At 67.7% G+C, this 15,900-nt stretch carries 8 protein-coding genes; 6 read left to right on the plus strand and 2 right to left on the minus strand.

Annotated features, from left to right (window positions below):
• Nucleotides 1-15: 15 nt before the first annotated feature.
• Genes ACM9HJ_RS01735 through ACM9HJ_RS01760 form a run of 6 tightly spaced genes read left to right on the plus strand, consistent with a single transcriptional unit; the run spans nt 16 to nt 13,109 of the window.
• Nucleotides 16-6,036, plus strand: a complete 6,021-nt coding sequence (locus ACM9HJ_RS01735) for a filamentous hemagglutinin N-terminal domain-containing protein (RefSeq protein WP_416569944.1) — start codon at nt 16-18, stop codon at nt 6,034-6,036.
• Between the two features lie 10 nt (nt 6,037-6,046).
• Nucleotides 6,047-9,280 carry a CHAT domain-containing protein gene (locus ACM9HJ_RS01740; RefSeq protein ID WP_416569945.1) on the plus strand — a complete coding sequence of 1,078 codons (3,234 nt, stop codon included), beginning with the start codon at nt 6,047-6,049 and terminating at the stop codon, nt 9,278-9,280.
• Complete coding sequence (locus ACM9HJ_RS01745) at nt 9,277-9,885, plus strand: OmpA family protein (protein WP_416569946.1); 609 nt, start codon at nt 9,277-9,279, stop codon at nt 9,883-9,885. Before ACM9HJ_RS01740 ends, ACM9HJ_RS01745 begins: the two co-directional genes overlap by 4 nt.
• Before the next feature lie 28 nt (nt 9,886-9,913).
• A complete protein-coding gene (locus tag ACM9HJ_RS01750; RefSeq protein WP_416569947.1) occupies nt 9,914-10,546 on the plus strand; it encodes an OmpA family protein in 633 nt (210 codons plus the stop codon).
• Nucleotides 10,543-12,354: a protein kinase domain-containing protein gene (locus tag ACM9HJ_RS01755; protein WP_416569948.1), complete on the plus strand. Its 1,812-nt coding sequence runs from the start codon at nt 10,543-10,545 to the stop codon at nt 12,352-12,354. The genes ACM9HJ_RS01750 and ACM9HJ_RS01755 overlap by 4 nt, the downstream gene beginning before the upstream one ends.
• Entirely contained in the window at nt 12,351-13,109 is a 759-nt protein-coding gene (locus ACM9HJ_RS01760; protein ID WP_416569949.1) for a PP2C family protein-serine/threonine phosphatase, read from the plus strand. The genes ACM9HJ_RS01755 and ACM9HJ_RS01760 overlap by 4 nt, the downstream gene beginning before the upstream one ends.
• Nucleotides 13,110-13,204: 95 nt before the next feature.
• Here the strand turns inward: ACM9HJ_RS01760 and ACM9HJ_RS01765 are convergent, their stop codons facing one another.
• Both ACM9HJ_RS01765 and ACM9HJ_RS01770 read right to left on the minus strand, forming a co-directional pair.
• Nucleotides 13,205-13,777, minus strand: coding sequence for a DUF4123 domain-containing protein (locus ACM9HJ_RS01765; protein ID WP_416569950.1), 573 nt, complete (start codon nt 13,775-13,777; stop codon nt 13,205-13,207).
• A 2-nt stretch (nt 13,778-13,779) separates the two neighbouring features.
• Complete coding sequence (locus tag ACM9HJ_RS01770; protein ID WP_416569951.1) at nt 13,780-15,894, minus strand: type VI secretion system Vgr family protein; 2,115 nt, start codon at nt 15,892-15,894, stop codon at nt 13,780-13,782.
• Nucleotides 15,895-15,900 lie beyond the last annotated feature (6 nt).

Below are 15,900 nucleotides of genomic sequence, written 5' to 3' on the forward strand. Positions count from 1 at the left end.
AGAGGAGCATGAAACATGGCCCCTGCCCTTCCCCTGCCCCCCGGTTCCCCCCCGGTCCACCGTTCCCGGGCACCGCTGCTGGCCACGACGGCCATCGCACTCGCCCTTGCCACGGCACCACCCGCCCGCGCCATACCGGAGACGCCCACGGTGGTCAACGGCACGGCGGCAGTGACGACGACCCCCAACATTGCCGGCGGCCAGACCCAGGTCATCGCCCAGACCGGCGCGCGCGCCATCATCGAGTGGAACAGTTTCAACCTGGCGCAGAACGATATCGTCACCTTCCAGCACGCCAACAGCAGTGCGGTGACGCTGAACCGTGTGACCGGCCCCGACGCCTCCTCCATCGATGGTCAGATCAACGCCACGGGCCGGGTGTTCATCATCAACCCCCGTGGCATCCTGTTCGGGGCCAATGCCCGGATCAATGTCAACACGCTGATCGCCAGCACGGCCGATATCACCCAGGCGAACCTGGAGGCCGACAATTACGTCTTCGACCAGGCCAGCAATATTGCCGGTGCCAACATCAGCAATGCCGGCCAGATCACCGTCGCCGACACCGGCATCGCCGCCCTGTTCGGACCCAGCGTTGCCAATAGCGGCGTGATCACCGCCACGGTGGGGGCCACCCATGGTGGCGCCGTCGCCCTGGGGGCCGGGCGGAGCTTCACGGTGGATTTCGCCGGCGACGGGCTGATCGGGTTCGAGGTGATGGCGGGCGTCACCGCGGCGGACTTCAACGGCACCCTGCCCACCCACCTGATCGACAACAGCCGAACCGGCACCGACACCGGCACCGGCATCATCCGGGCCGATGGCGGCACGGTGGTGATGACGGCGGCCCAGGCCTCCGCCATCGTGGACAGCGCCATCAATATCGGTGGCACGGTGGCCGCCGACAGCGCGGCCAGCCGCAACGGGCTGATCGAACTGACGGGTGGCACCGGCGATGTCACCGTCACCGGCACGGTCCGGGCCCTGGGCGAACAGTTGGGTGAACGGGGCGGCAGCATCGTCATCGCCGGCGACAGTTTCACGGCCGGTGCCGGCACCGTGATCGACACCAGCGGCAATGGTGCTGCCGGTGGCAGCATACAGGCCGGAACCGGCGCCGTTGCCGGCAGCGGTGATCCCCTGCGCACCATCGCCGTGGACAGCGGCGCCACGATACGGTCCAGCGCCACCAATGGCGCCATCGCCGGGCAGATCCGCCTGACGGCCACGCAAAGCGTCGCCGTCAACGGCACCATCACCGCCGCCAGCAGCAACGGGACGGGTGGCGGGGTCACCCTGGTGGCGCCTGCGATCAATCTGGGCACGAACATCACCACCACCAACACCGCGCTCACCCTGACGGGTGCCACCACGCTGGACAGCGACGTCACGATCAGCACCGGCACCGGTGCCGTCAATTTCAGCGGCACCGTCAATGGTGCCCGCTCCCTGACCGTCAACTCGCAGGGCGTCACCACTTTCGGCGGGGTGGTCGGCGGCATCACCGCGCTGACCAGCCTGGCTACCGACGCGGTCGGCACGACCCGCTTGGTGGGGGCAAGGACGTCGGGCGGGCAAAGCTACGCCGACAACGCGGTTCTGGCCGGCGACTATAACAGCACCGGGGGGTTCCTGGTCGCGGGTATCGTCCTGGTGAACGGTGCGACCGGCATCACCAGCAATGGCGGCGACATCAATCTGGGGGTCCTGGGCGGCGCCGGGCAGGCATTGACGCTGAACCCCGGTGCCGGCTCCGTCATCCTGCGCGGGATCACGGCCCTGGGCAGCCTGACCCGAACGGGGACGGGTCCCCTGATCCTGCGCGGTGGCACCTACCGCATCGGGTCCGGCACCGGCAATGTCGACCTGGGTAATGTGACCATCGGCGGTGCGGTCAGCTTCGCCCAGAACACCACCCTGGGCCAGGTCACGCTGGAAAGTGCCAGCAGCATCGGCGGTGTGGCGACTCTGACCATCGATTCCATCGCCGGGGGCGCTTTCGGCCTGGAATTCGCGGGTAGCGACAATGCCGACACGCAGGTCACCGGTCGGGTGGATGCCGGCACCCTGACCAGCACCGCCGGCAGCTTCGATCTGGCGCTGCTGGGCGGCGGCACGGCGGGCAGCGCCACCTTTGCGCAGGCGGGGACGCTGCGCCTGGCGGGCGGTTTCAGCTTCGCCGGCGGGGTCGATACGACCGCCGTCGGCGGTGGCACAACCCTGCAGGGCACCGTCGCAACCACCGGCAGGGCCATTTCGCTGGGCGGCCTGACCCTGGACGGTGCTGCGACCCTGTCGGCCGGAGCGGGCGACGTCACCCTTGGCACGGTGGATGGCGGCCATGCGCTGACGCTCGACAGCGCCGGCAGGACCATGCTGAACGGGGCGATCGGCGGTGCCGTTCCGCTGGGCATGATCACCACCGATGCGCCCGGCAGCACGCAGCTGTCCACCGCCGCCGGCAGGATCAGCGCCACGGGCATGGTGTTGAACGATGCCCTGACGGTCGCGGGTGACGGCACCCTTTCCATCGACGCGCCTGTGACCCTGGCCGGTGGAACCGTCACGCTGACCGGCACCGGGGGGGCGACCTTCGGGAAGGCGGTGACGCTGGCCATTGACACGATCTGGACCAACGGCACGGGCCGGACCGGTTTTGCCGATACGGTCGCCGGCAAGGCCCTGACCGTCGCCGGAGAGATGACGTTTGGCGCCGATGCGACCTTCGACAGCCTGACGGCCACCGGTGCCCACATCATCCTGGACAGCCCGGGTGACAAGGCCGTGACCCTGACCACCACAGGGGCGCAGGCCTATGGCGGCACGCTGGAGGTGCGCGATACGGCGACCCTGGATGCCAGTGGCGTCACGTTGACCGGCAGCCTGAAAAGCACCGGCAAGGATGTCACCGTCCGGGCACCCTTTGCGGCGCAGGATGCCACCATCGCCACCGCTGGCGGATCCCTGTTCTTCACCGGCAGCGCCAGCCTGCTGCGCACCGAGGCCACCACCGCCGGCGGTGGCCTTTTCGTCGGGCAGGGGTTGGACATGGCGGCCAGCGGGATCACGACCGGCGGCGGCAATGTCAGGGTCGACGGCGGTCTTGGGATGTCGGGCAGTGGCATCGATGGCAACGCCATCACCGTGAACGGGTCGTCGAACCTGTCGCGCAGCACCATCAGCGGCGCGACCGTCGATCTGAACGGGAACGCCACGATGGATGCAAGCACGGTCGGTGCCGGCACTATTCTCACCATCCACGGCAATACCCGGATGACCGACAGTTCCCTGGTGAGCGGGGCCGGTCCCATCACCCTGTGGGGCACGGCGGAGCTGAACAAGGCGGCCATCACCGCACAGACCGGCCCCGTCACCTTCAAGGGGGCGGTGCAGCTGCCCGGCCAAGCCACGGTCGGTGCCGGAGCCGGCGGGGTGATGTTCTCCGCTACCATCGACGGTGCGGGCGACCTGACCGTCAACAGCAGCGGCACGACCCACTTCGCCGGGGATGTGGATGTCGGCAACCTGTTCACCGATGCCGGCGGCACGACGCAGACCGGTGCCACCACCCTGGCGGCCAAACAGGTCCTGCGCATCGGGGACGACCTGTCGCTGACCGGCGACACCGTGCTGAAGGGCGGCACCGCCATCCAGCTGGACGGCAAGGCCGGCGGTGCCTTCAAGCTGTCGCTGCGCAGCCAGGGCACGACGACCTTGAACGGCGATGTCTCAGTCGGATCACTGGAGACGGACGCGGGTGGACGAACCACCGTCGCCGCCATCAAGCTTGCCGCCACCACCGCCATCGATATCGGCGACGCCCTGACCGTGGCGGGCGACGCCGCGATGGAAAGCCGGGTCATCACCCTTTCCGGCAGCGTGGACAGCGCCGCCGGGACGCACCACACGCTGGGCCTGACCAGCCGCGATGGCACCAGTCTGGTCGGTGATGTCGGCGCCGTGACGGCATTGGGTGCCCTGACGGTGACCGGCGCCATCACCATGGGCCTGCCGGCGACCACCACCGGAACCGGTGCCCAAGCCGCACCCGGTGATGCACGGTTGTTCACGGTGACGACGACAGGCGCGCAGCTTTACAGGAACGGCGTCACCCTGGCCGCCAATACGGAGCTGACGGGCGGAAGCCTGACATTCCTGTCGAGCCTGGACAGCGACACGACGGCGCGCACGCTGCGGCTCAACAGCGTCGGCACAACGCAGATCGCCGGTGATGCCGGTATCCGATCGCCGCTGGCGGCGCTGACCACCGATACGGGCGGGGGCACCATCCTGGGCGGTGACACGGTTGCCACGATGCGGGTCCATGCCAACGGGGCCCTGGAATTCGGCGACAATGTCACCTTGATGGCCGACGTGTTGCTGGCCGGGGCCGATATCCGCCTGCGGGGCACGGTGGGGGCCGACAAGACCTCGGCCGCGCGCGCTCTGGTCGTGAACGCCCCGGGCACTGTCCGGTTCGACGGCGCCGTCGGTGTTACGGACGACAGGTTGCCGGCCAGCCTGACGGTGAATGCCGCAGCGGGCAGCCGGGTTGGCGCTCTGACCGTCACGGCGGAGGATGCCCGCGTGGCGGGTGCGGTCGCCGTCCTGTCGCCCATCCGCACGACGGCGACCCAGACCTATAGCGGCACCAGCCTGACGCTGGCCGGCGCGCTGCGGGCCGATGGCGGCGACATCCTGGTCAATAGCGGCCTGATGCTGGCCGGGGACAGCAGCGCCACAGCCGGCGGCAACATCATTCTGGCCGGCACGGTGGAGGGCGAGGGTTACGCCCTGGACCTCACGGCGGGCCGGATCGAGGCCCGTCAGGCCATCGGCGGCAGGGGCGCCCTGTCGCGGCTGGCGACCAACGGTACCGCCCTGCTGGCCAATGTCAGTACACGCGGCAACCAGATCTATACCGGCGCCACCACCCTGAACGGCACCAGCTATCAGACCGTGGGCGGTCAGTTCCGTGTCAACGGCGCTGCCGGCCTGGGGGGAACCGGTGATATCCGGATCGCCGCCGGTACCGGCGACGTGGTGTTCAACGGCACGCTGGAGGGCAACCGCGCCCTGCGTATCGAGGGCAGCGGGGTGGCACGCTTCGACGGCACGGTCGGTGGCACCACCGCCCTCGCTTCCCTGGCCACCAGCCCGGAAGGGGCGGCCATCATCGGCGGCACGGCCGCCGGTGTAACGGTGCGGGGCGCGTTGGATTGGGGTGGGGCACTGGCCCTGGAGCGCGATGTGGCGATGCATGCCGACACCGCCACCTTCGCCGGCAGTGTCTGGTCGGGCGGCCCCGCCCATGCCGCCCTGGAGGTGAACGGCGCCACGGCCGTCACCTTCCGGCGTTTCGTGGGCATGCGCGATGAAGCCAACCGCGGCGGTGCCGACCGGTCGCAGGCGCTGCGCAGCCTGTCCGTCACCAGCACGCAGATCAGCATCGACACCACCGCCACACCGGCCGGCATGGTGATCCGCACGGCCGGCAATCTGGGCGCCGGCGCCGGCCGGCAGTCCTATGTCGGCGGCCTGGGTGTCAGCGGTGGCACCGTGCTGTTCGACACGGCCAATGCCGGCCCCCTGCCGCCGGATGAAAGCACGCTGCGCAACGTTACCGCCGTCGTGCGCGGGGGCGACCTGTTGTTCAACCGGCTGGGCGCCGGCACCGCCGATGTCGTCTGGTACCTGGGATCGGGCCGCGTGGCCACACCGGGCGACGGCATCGCCAATCCCGACATCGATGTTCGCAGCCTCTGGCTGGCCGGTGTCGGCGGCAGCGCCACGCTGACGGGCAGTGTGGCCGGGGTCACCGGCGGCGTGGCGGCACAGCGCGTGCGCAAGCAGTTGCCGCGCAGCAACGAATACCGCCTGAACGACTGCGCCATGGGCAGCCCGACTTGCATCGTGACCGCCATCCCCGCCCAGCCGGTGCCGCAGGCGGTGGGCCGTCCGGATTTCCCCGAGCCGGTCAGGCTGGAGGAAGAGGATTTCCACCGCGTCAGTCGCGGCAACGAGGATCTATGGTGAGGAGCGAACGATGACGCGCGACATGAAGAGCCGCATCAATGCCGGCACCATGGGGCTCCCGGCGGTGCTGCTGGCGGCGGGCCTGCTGCTCACGGGCTGCGTCCAGCAGCCTGTGGCCGGCCCCGACCATTGGGTCACCGCCAGGAATGCCGCCAGCGACCGCTGCATTGCCAAGCAAAGCGAGAATGCCGTGGCGGGCATGGACGGCAGTGAACTGTACATCATCCACTGTGGCCGCTGGCCGCGCATCAGCGCCCGCCTGTTCGTCAGCACGCAGCGGACGCAGATGGAACACTGGCGCGACTTCATGAAGGCCACGCTTGCCTGCCGGCCCGACAAAAGCCGGCCCGTCGAGTTGGCGCCCGCCCTGACCGGCACGGTCAAGCCCTGCAACATGCTGGAAGGCAATTGGCCCTACGAGACGCTGGAGGCGACCGGTGAGAAGCAGGTTTTCATGGCCGACGGGCAGGTGGGCATGGTCGAGCCCATCAAGAGCCTGATCCGGCATGTGGCTGGGATCGAGCCGATCACAGAGACCAGCACCCTTGCCGAAATGGCCCGCCTGTCGATGGCCGAGGGCGTCGGAACGGGCGCCAGCATCCAGCGCAATGCCTATCTCCAGCTCATGCAGGCCGGCTATGACCTGATGAGCACGGAACGCTATGCGGAAGCGGAGGACGCCTTCCGCAGCGCCCAGTACAGCTACAGGGCGGCGAACAGCGACAGCCCGCCGCCGGTCACGGAAAAGAGCTATTCCGGTTATCCGGCCGGCATCCTGGACAGTACGCTGGCCCTGTCGCTGGCCCTCAGCAACCAGGAGAAGGTGCCGGAGGCCGAGGAAGAACTGAAGCGCGTCCGCCAACTGGTCGAACGCGGTGAACGCCCGCTGCTCTCCGCGCTCTACAACGCCATGCTGGCGGCCAACAGGCGCAAGCCCCAGGAGGTGGAGGAGCATATCGCCAAGGCCGAGGCGCTCTATCTGCAGGAAAAGGCCAAGGCCGGGAAACGCCGGACGGCCGCCAAGGACGAGGAGAATGCCAGGCTGGCTCGCCTGGGCCAGGGCCGCGACCAGCTCCTCATCCTCACCAGCACGTCGACCACCGACGCCATCGATGAGCAAAGGCTGCTGGAGCGGAACATGCAGACTGTCCGCTATCTGAAGGCGGAATGGCTTCGGCGGCGCGCCCTGCGCGAGCCCGCGGCGACAAGGTTGCACCTGCTGGAACAGGCCCGCGTCGCCCTGGAAATTCCCGACGATGTGAGGAAGGACATCGCCGATTCCAACGAGATCATGGGCCTGACCGCGCGCACGCAGGGCCTTCTGCTGCTGGAGGCCAAGGATGACGGAGAGGCCATCATCGCGCTGGACACGGCCACCGGCCTGTTCCAGAGGCTGGTCGGTGCGGAGCGCCCCTATGCGGTGACCCTGTTGCGCCGGGGTGCGGCCCATCTGAAGCGCAAGGAGCGGGCGCGGGCGCTGACGGACTTCACCGACGGCGTCAAGGCGTTGAAAGAGGCTCGCCAAACGGTTTCATACGAACTGGTCGAACCCTATCTGAATGCGCTGGCGGCGGAAAGCGAGGGCCAGCCGGACGCCAGGAAGGCCGCCCTGGCGGTCACCATGCTGGAGGCGACACAGGTAACGGTGGATGGCGTGACCGCCCGGTCGCTTGCCGATGCCGCCGCCCGCCAGCTGGAGAATCCGGAAGCCCGGGCGGCCTGGCGCCGCAAGACGGACCTGGAGAGCGGCAAGAACGCCCTCTTGCAGGATCTGGGCACATTGGAGAAGCAGCCCGCCGGCCCGGCGCGGTTGGCCCAGGAGAACGCGATCCAGCAGCAGATCACCGTTCTGGATGAGGCGCTGAAGAAGGCCAAAGAGGATCTGCAGAAGGCAGCACCCTATTATTTCAAGCTCCAGGAACCGGTGGACCTGGAGAAACTGCGTGAAACCATCGGGCCGACGGAAGCCGCCGCCCTGTTCCTTCTCGGTGAAACGCAGACATACGGCTTCCTTGTCGGGAAGGACCATATCAAGGTCTGGCGCACGCCGTTGGGCGAGGGCCGGGCCAGGGAACTGGTGGACGCCGTTCTTGCCTCTGTGAACGATTTCGGCGGTCTGGATGCTTTCGACGTGTCCTCGGCACGTGAACTCTATTCCGGCCTGTTCGGCGAACACAGTCAGAAGCACGAGGAGAACGGTGACGGGGTGGCGCGGCTGGCCGGGATCGAGGACCTGCTGATGGTTGTCAACGGCCCGTTGAGCGAACTGCCCATGGGCGTGCTGGTCACCGAGCAACCGCACCTGCCGGGCGGTCCTGAGGAAACCTACACGCTGGAACAGATGCAGCATATTCCCTGGCTGCTGCGCCGGGCGTCGGTGGCGCATTTCCCCAGTCTGCAGACGCTGGGCCAGACGCGCCTGTCGAACAGGAATACGAAAAAGGAACCGCCCCCCCTGCCCTATATCGGCTTCGCCGACGCGGTGCCGCCGAGCGAAGCGCAGATCCAGGCGCTGGGTGCGGATTGCAAGGACGATCAAGCGTATATCGGCAATCTGCCCACCGAACTGGATGGTACCGTCCAGGAAATCAACCTTGTTGCCGACATCATCAACAAGGGCGGTGCCGGCGGTGCGGAGGTCGTGACCGGTGCCGCCTTCACCCGGGATAAGCTGGAGAAGGACAGGCTCAGCAAATACCGCATCATTCATTTCGCGACCCACGCCATGATGGCGAAGGAGTTGCCCTGCATCGGCAAGCCGGCGATCCAGATCTCGACACCCCCGGACGCCAGCGACGCCAAGGAGGGCCTGCTGCTGCAGGATCAGGTGGAGGGTCTGGAGCTGAATGCCGATCTAGTGGTGCTGTCGGCCTGCAACACGGCCGGTGCGCAGGCGGAGCAGCAGGAAGGCGAGGAACTGATCCAACTGAGGAACGACGAAGGGCTGACCGGGCTGACCCGTGGGTTCCTCTATGCCGGGGCGCGCGGCGTCATCGTCAGCTACTGGCCGGCCAAGGATGCCGTGGCCCCACGGCTGATGGAAATGATGTTCCAGAATCTGCGAACCGAAAGTGCTGCCCGCGCGCTGCGCGACGCGCAGATGAACATCCTGGGGAAGGCTGGCACTAGCGACAAATGGCCTCCCCTCATGGCGCATCCGTTCGCCTGGGCCACGTTCGCCGTGGTGGGTGACGGTCCGCTTCCCACGACAACCGATCCACGGCCCCCCGGAGGAGCATCATGAAGACACAGTCGCGCATCCTGGCCTGCCTGCTGGCCCTGCTGTCCGCCGCCGCTGCCCCGGCGCAGGAACCCGTGACCGTCTACGAGGATGTCGTCAGCCTGACCGGCTGCGAGGCCTTGCGCCGGCTGTCCACACGCATTCCCAAGGAATGCGTCAAGAAGAAGCTGTACGACACCTCCGTCCTGGGCAAAAGCCGCGGCGCCCCCTTCCGGTCCCTGCTCGCCAAGAAACCGAAGAAGGATTGGGAGGACAATACACCGCAGGGCGGGTTCAGCACGCGGGTCCTGCAATTCGGCAACAATTCGACGGAGATCACACCACAGGGCAAGGACCTGCTCTATGAGGTGGAAACGGCGATGAAGTTCGATCCGAGCCTGTCCCTGCGCATCGAAGGCCATACCGACAGCACCGGTAGCGAAATGTACAATCAGGCGCTTTCCGAACGGCGGGTGGCGGCCGTGGTCACGCAATTCGAGAGCGGTCTGAGGCAGCGCCTGCATGAGCGTGGCTTCGGCGAGACGCGCCCCCTGCCCGCGATGCCCAGCACGGATCCCTATAACCGCCGCGTGGAGATCATCCGCGTCACCGCGACGCCGTCATCCTGAAGGGATGGCCCCGGCCCGGAGGAGTGCCATGTACAAGCCCTTGGGCATCCTGATCTGTCTGGCCGGATTGGCCATCGGTGCTGTTCCGGCCATCGCGGACGATGCGGTTCCCGTCTATGAAACCGTCGACAGCCTGACCGGCTGCCAGGCCATGTTGAAACTGGCTCCCCGCGTGCCGGGCTGGTGCCTGCCGAAAAAGGGCGTACTGTATAGTGAGGCGGAGGTGGCGGCCCAATTGGGCGCCTCCCGCGGGGCGCCGTTCCGGTCGCTTGCCCAGCAGACACCCCTCGACAAGTGGGTCCCCAACACGCCGTCGCCCGGCCTCAATGTACGACCGCTTCAATTCGACCATGACGCCACCGTCCTGACGCGCGAAGCGAAGGGCCTGCTGTACGAGGTGGAAACGGTGCTGATGACCGTGCCCGGCATCTCCTTCCGTGTCGAGGGTCACACCAACAATAAGGGCGGCCGGACCTATAACCAGGGATTGTCGGAACGGCGCGTGGCATCGGTGATCGGCTATCTTCCCAGGCAATATGCCGGCAGGCTGTACGGCCGCGCCTATGGCATGACGCGGCTGCTTCCCGGCCGGCCGGGAGGCGATCCGTTGAACCGGCGCGTGGAACTGATCCCGGTGATCGGCAGCGAGGTGGCGCTGTGAACGGGGATGAACAAGACCCAACCGTCGTCAGGCGCCGCCCGCTGGGCCCGGCGCGCCCGCACGACTGGGACGGACGGCGCCTGAAGCCCGGCGAAACCTTCGACGGCAGCCTGCAGATCATGGCCCTGATCGGCCGGGGTGGCACGGGCGAGGTCTATGCCGCCCGGGACCGGCAGGACCGCTATGCCATCAAGCTGATCAGCGCCGCAATGGCGGCCGACATCAATCAGGACGAGATATTGCGCAGGGAGGTGGAAGCCCTGCGCCAGCTGAAGCATCCCAACATCGTCAAGTATGAATACCGGCGTGACGATAGCGGTACCGGGGTGCCCTATATCGCCATGGAACTGGTGGAGGGGCGTCGCGAGCCCGTGGAAGGCGACCCCGAGAGCTGGCGTCCCCATTCCCTGAAGGATCACCTTGCCGACGAGGGGGCGCTGAGCGCCACCGAGACCCTGACCCTGGCCCGCCATCTGGTCGAAGGATTGGGGGCCGCCCATCGTGAAGGCGTCTTCCACCGCGACCTGTCGCCCAACAACATCCTGCTGCGGCATGGCGATCTGAAGCAGCCGGTCATCATCGATTTCGGCATCGCCAAGGTGCAGAAGGGCGACGAGCACACCCTGGTCCGCGGCGAGTTCCAGGGGACCTGCAACTATGCCTCGCCGGAACATTTCTCCCAGGCCCCCAAGGTCGCCCCATCCGATTTCTACTGTCTGGGCCTTGTGCTGGCCGCCGCGGCCAGGGGCCGGCCCCTGGACATGGGCCACAAGGACCCGAGAACTGCCGCCATGCTGCGGCAGTCCCCTCCCCGTCTGGACGGTGTTCCACACCGGTTGCGTCCGCTGCTGAACTGGCTGCTGCGCCCCAAGGCCAGCGAGCGTCCTCAATCCGCCCGCGAATTGCTGGCCTTGATGGATCGTGGGGCGTTCACGATCTGGCTCTGGCGCCATCGCCGCCGTGTCGGCATCGTCGTGGCGGCGATGGCGGTCGTGGGGGTCGCTATGAGTTTCTTGGGTCTACCGGGGCAGGAACCCGTTTCGGACGAGAAGATCGACACCAGATATACGGTGGCAGCTAATGGCCAGCCCGGTGCAGCCGGAACCAGCACGCCCGCTCCGGCTGTGCCGGCTCCGACGCAGAGGCTGCCCACCGAGACGCCCAAGATGAGGCCGCCCCAACCCCAACCGGGAGAGACGGTGCCCAGCAGTCAGTCCGGGAAGACGCCCCCGCCTGTGGGTGTGGCGCCGGCACCCACCGGCCCAGCGCGGGCCCCAGACCCGGTCGGACCTGTCATCCTACCGGAGAAGCCGCCGCCGGCCTGCGCCTCCGTCCATCCCGATGCCGACAAGTTCGCCCCGGAGGCCTGCGAGTTGGTCGATCTGCTGGAAATGAAGAAACTGGTCGCCTCGCCGGGCAGGGACGGTGCGGTCTTCCCCCTGACCAGCCCCACCATCGCTGCCGGCCAGCCCCTGGACATCGACCTGACGGGCACGACGGCCACGGCACGGTATCTCTATGTGATCGGTGTGTCCGATGACGGCCTGGTCCGTGTCCGCGACAGCAGCGGGGCTTTTACGGGGCCGTATTCCGAAAGGCTCAGCGAGGGGGAGACGAGCCCGGGCTGGGTGATGCTTATCGTCGTGACGGCCCGCAGCCCGTTATTGCCGCTGGCCGCCTTGGCCACGCCCGACACCCCGACCGGCGCCGCCAATATCACCCAGCTGACCCGGGTGCTGCAACGCATCGGAACCCCGGCCGGCCGTGATCCGCTGGCCACCTGGACGTTGGTGAAGATCAAACCATGAGCATCCTGTCCGCCGCCCGCACCCATGTCGGCCATGTCCGCACGCACAACGAGGATGACATGCTGGAGCATCCCGTCGCCGGCATCTGGGCGGTTTGCGACGGCATGGGTGGCCATCGCGGCGGTGCGATGGCCAGCCACCTGGTGACACGGACGCTGGCGGCCCTGCCGGTGCCGGCCGACGGGCAGGCGCTGTTGACCGGCACGCTGGGCGCCATCGCCGATGCCAATGCCGCCCTGCAGGCCCATGCCGCCGCCCAGGAGGGCGATATCTGTGGAACGACCATTGTCGCCCTGCTGATCCATGACCGGCACTTCGCCACGGTCTGGATCGGCGACAGCCGCGCCTATCGCTGGCGCCAGGGCCGGCTGGAGCGGCTGACCCGGGACCACAGCCTGGTGCAGGAGCGGATCGATCAAGGGGAGATCACCGAGGCCGAGGCGGAGACCGCCCCCCAGCGCAACATCCTGACCCGCGCCATCGGTGCGGCACCTCAGGTCGAGGCGGATGTACGCCACGGCGCGCTGTTGCCGGGCGACCTGTTCCTGCTGTGCAGCGACGGGCTGACACGGCTCTTGTCCGACGCGGAGATCGCGGAGGAGATGACCCGGCCCACCGGGCTGTGCGACCGGCTGGTCGATCTCTGCCTGGATCGCGGCGCACCCGACAATGTCAGCGTGCTGGCGGTGACCGCGACGGACTTTCCCGATGCGGATGCGCAAACCGTGCGCCTGCCGATGCCGCCGGACGATTGACACCGCGCTGCGCGGCGGCAGTCGTCACCGTACCACCGGTCAAACATTTCGACCTTTGGCATAATATCGCGCCGGAAATCACCTGCAATCCCATATCAATCCTCCGGCGGCGGCAGAAGCGGGCCCGTTCCCAGATCATCGAGCCGCCGGACCTCGCTGCCGATACCCGTTGCTGCCGCGCGGAACAGGTGCAGTTGTCCGGCATCGGCCGCTTCCGTGACGAAGGCGGCCTGCATGCCCAGGATGGCCGTCGCCTCCTCCCCGCCGCATTCGCGCAGGTAGAGGCGCAGCACGCGTGGGTCGTAGAAGCGGAAATAGACGATGCGGCCATCCGGCAACTTCACCAGGAGCAACCGGCGGAACTGGCTGCGCAGGGCATGGAGGGGCTGGATGCCCATGGTCAGGCTGAACCAGCCGCGCCCCCAGCCCTCGCCCAACAACCATCGGCTGAATTCGGATTCCGGTTCCAGCCGGACCAGCCAGGGGGCTACATGCGCCACCGGTGCCTCCAGTTCGCCCCGGTAGAGGCAGACATGGTCGGGTTGCTCGCGGTCGATCTGGTCCAGCAGGTTCGGGCAGGCCGCCCCATCGATCACGGCGTGGGTGTGCATTCCCGGCACGCAAAGCGCACGCAGCAGACGGTCGAGCCGATCGGGAGCGAGTGCCATGCTCATCTCATCGCATTGGCGCGCGGCCGGGCACACGGCGCGCAGAAGGGGACGGCGTCGCGATGTGCCTTCAGCATCTGTGCCGCCACGGGATGGCTGTCCAACTCGGCCGAGGTGGGGCGGTGGCGCCGGGGTGGCGGTTCCTGCGTCGTGCCGCCGGGATCGGGGTCGAGCGCCGCGCGCGGTCGCCGGGGAATTTCCGGGCTGGCACCGCTGCCCGATCCCGCGGAACCGCCGCTGTTGATCTTCACCATCGCCCCGCTGATGACGATGCCCCCGGGACCGATGGTGATGAAGGAGCCGCCGGCCTTGATGGTGATCTCGCTGCCCGCTTCCATCACCAGGCTGGTGCCGGCCTTCAGGTGCCATTCACCGCCGATGTCCTGCGCCATGTTGCCCGTCACCTGCTGCTGCCATTCCTCCTGCACCGTCAGCGACAGGGTGCCCTCGATCTTCATGTTGCGATCGCCGCCGGTGATCAGGTGCTCGTCGCCGCCCACGCGCTGGCGCCGTTCACCCAGGATGGTGGAATGCCGGTTGGTGCCGACATGCTCGGCCAGTTCCTTGCGCACGCGGATGTCATGGTTACGCTGGGCGTGCAGGAAGAACTGCTCGGCCCCCGACTGGTCGTCGAACCAGAACTCGTTGGCCCCCTCCCCGCCAGGCGTGCTGGACGACCGGAAACCCGAGACCGTAGGGCGGGACTTGGGGCTGAACGGCATCTCGATATCGGGATTGTGGACGCGGCCCGTGATGATGGGCTTGTTCGGGTCGCCATCCAGGAAATCGACGATCACCTCCTGCCCGATGCGCGGCAGGAACTGGGCGCCCCAGTTACGGCCCGCCCAGGCCTGGGAGACGCGGATGGCGCAGGATGTATGCTGCGGGCCCGGATCGCGCCGGTCCCAATGGAACCGCACCGTCACTCGCCCCTGCTCGTCCACGGCCGGATCGGCCCCGCCCTTGCCGGTGACGATGGCTGTCTGCGGACCGCGCATGACGGGCCAGGGCGTCGCGCGCTGCGGCCGGAAGGGCAGGTCGGCGGGGATCACCTCGAACCGCGTGATGAAGGGGGGCCCCCCGCCCCATTGGCCGTCCAGCCCTTCATATCCGCCGGCCACGACGTCCGTCACGGTGCCGATGACCAGGTACCTGCCGTTCTGCGTCGGGTCGGGATGCCTTTCCATGGTGAAATGCTGCGCCACGCCCAGCCGGCGCTCGGCCGTGCGGCCCGTGATCCGCCGGCGGTGGCAGGCGATCTCCTGCGCGCGGGTACGGGCCAGGGCCTGACCCACCTGCGGCCGGCTGCCCTTCTGCGCATAGGTGATGCGGGCCGGATACTCGTACTGCGTGATGCCGGTCAGGGCGGCGATGTCGCTGGCGCCATCGCCGACGCGCAGCTGTTCCCCTGGCCGCTCATAGTCGAAATCGCCGCCCAGATAGCCCCCGCCCGGCACCAGCCCCGTCACCGTCCAGTCGCTTATCGACCGTGCCAGTTCGTTGGGCTGCGGATGCGGGCGGTAGGACAATTTGGCCCCATCGGTGGCCAGGGCGTCGTGGGCCTGCTGTCCGTCGCCCAGCACCAGCGTATGGGCGCCGTTGCGGTGGGTGAAATAATAATAGATGCCCTCATGCTCCAGCAGGCGGCTGATGAAGTCGAAATCGCTCTCCTGGTACTGCACGCAATATTCCCAGGGCAGGTAGCTTCCCGACAGGCGCAGCGACAGGTCGGTGAAATCATGGTCGCGCAGCACCTCCTGCACGATGTCGGGCACCGACAGGCCCTGGAATATCCGGCAATCGCGGTTGCGGGTCAGGAACCACAGCCAGGGCCTCAGCCTGGCATGGTAGACGGCATAGCCGCCGCGCTCCCCCGACAGGCTGAGGCTGGCGACATAGCCGTTGTAATAGCGCGTGTCGCCGTCGGTGGACACGCGCACGGTAATGTTGGTGCCCAGCAACCCGTCGATCTCGATAGGCGCCTCCTTGGTCATGAGTTCCAGGTCGAACTCGAACAGTTCGCTGATCCGTTCCACGGCCGTCATGCCGACGAACAGCAGCACGTCGTCGGGAAGCCGGGAGGAAATGGCGAATTCACGGTTGGCCTGGGTTGCCATCGGTTC

Source organism: Niveispirillum sp. KHB5.9 (genome assembly GCF_048066115.1).
Classification (GTDB): domain Bacteria; phylum Pseudomonadota; class Alphaproteobacteria; order Azospirillales; family Azospirillaceae; genus Niveispirillum.

Bases quoted from the DNA above. Each gene is read 5' to 3' on its own strand.
- ACM9HJ_RS01735 (WP_416569944.1), top strand. From the start codon at position 16: ATGGCCCCTGCCCTTCCCCTGCCCCCCGGTTCCCCCCCGGTCCACCGT.
- ACM9HJ_RS01740 (WP_416569945.1), top strand. From the start codon at position 6,047: ATGACGCGCGACATGAAGAGCCGCATCAATGCCGGCACCATGGGGCTC.
- ACM9HJ_RS01745 (WP_416569946.1), top strand. From the start codon at position 9,277: ATGAAGACACAGTCGCGCATCCTGGCCTGCCTGCTGGCCCTGCTGTCC.
- ACM9HJ_RS01750 (WP_416569947.1), top strand. From the start codon at position 9,914: ATGTACAAGCCCTTGGGCATCCTGATCTGTCTGGCCGGATTGGCCATC.
- ACM9HJ_RS01760 (WP_416569949.1), top strand. From the start codon at position 12,351: ATGAGCATCCTGTCCGCCGCCCGCACCCATGTCGGCCATGTCCGCACG.
- ACM9HJ_RS01765 (WP_416569950.1), bottom strand. From the start codon at position 13,777: ATGGCACTCGCTCCCGATCGGCTCGACCGTCTGCTGCGTGCGCTTTGC.
- ACM9HJ_RS01770 (WP_416569951.1), bottom strand. From the start codon at position 15,894: ATGGCAACCCAGGCCAACCGTGAATTCGCCATTTCCTCCCGGCTTCCC.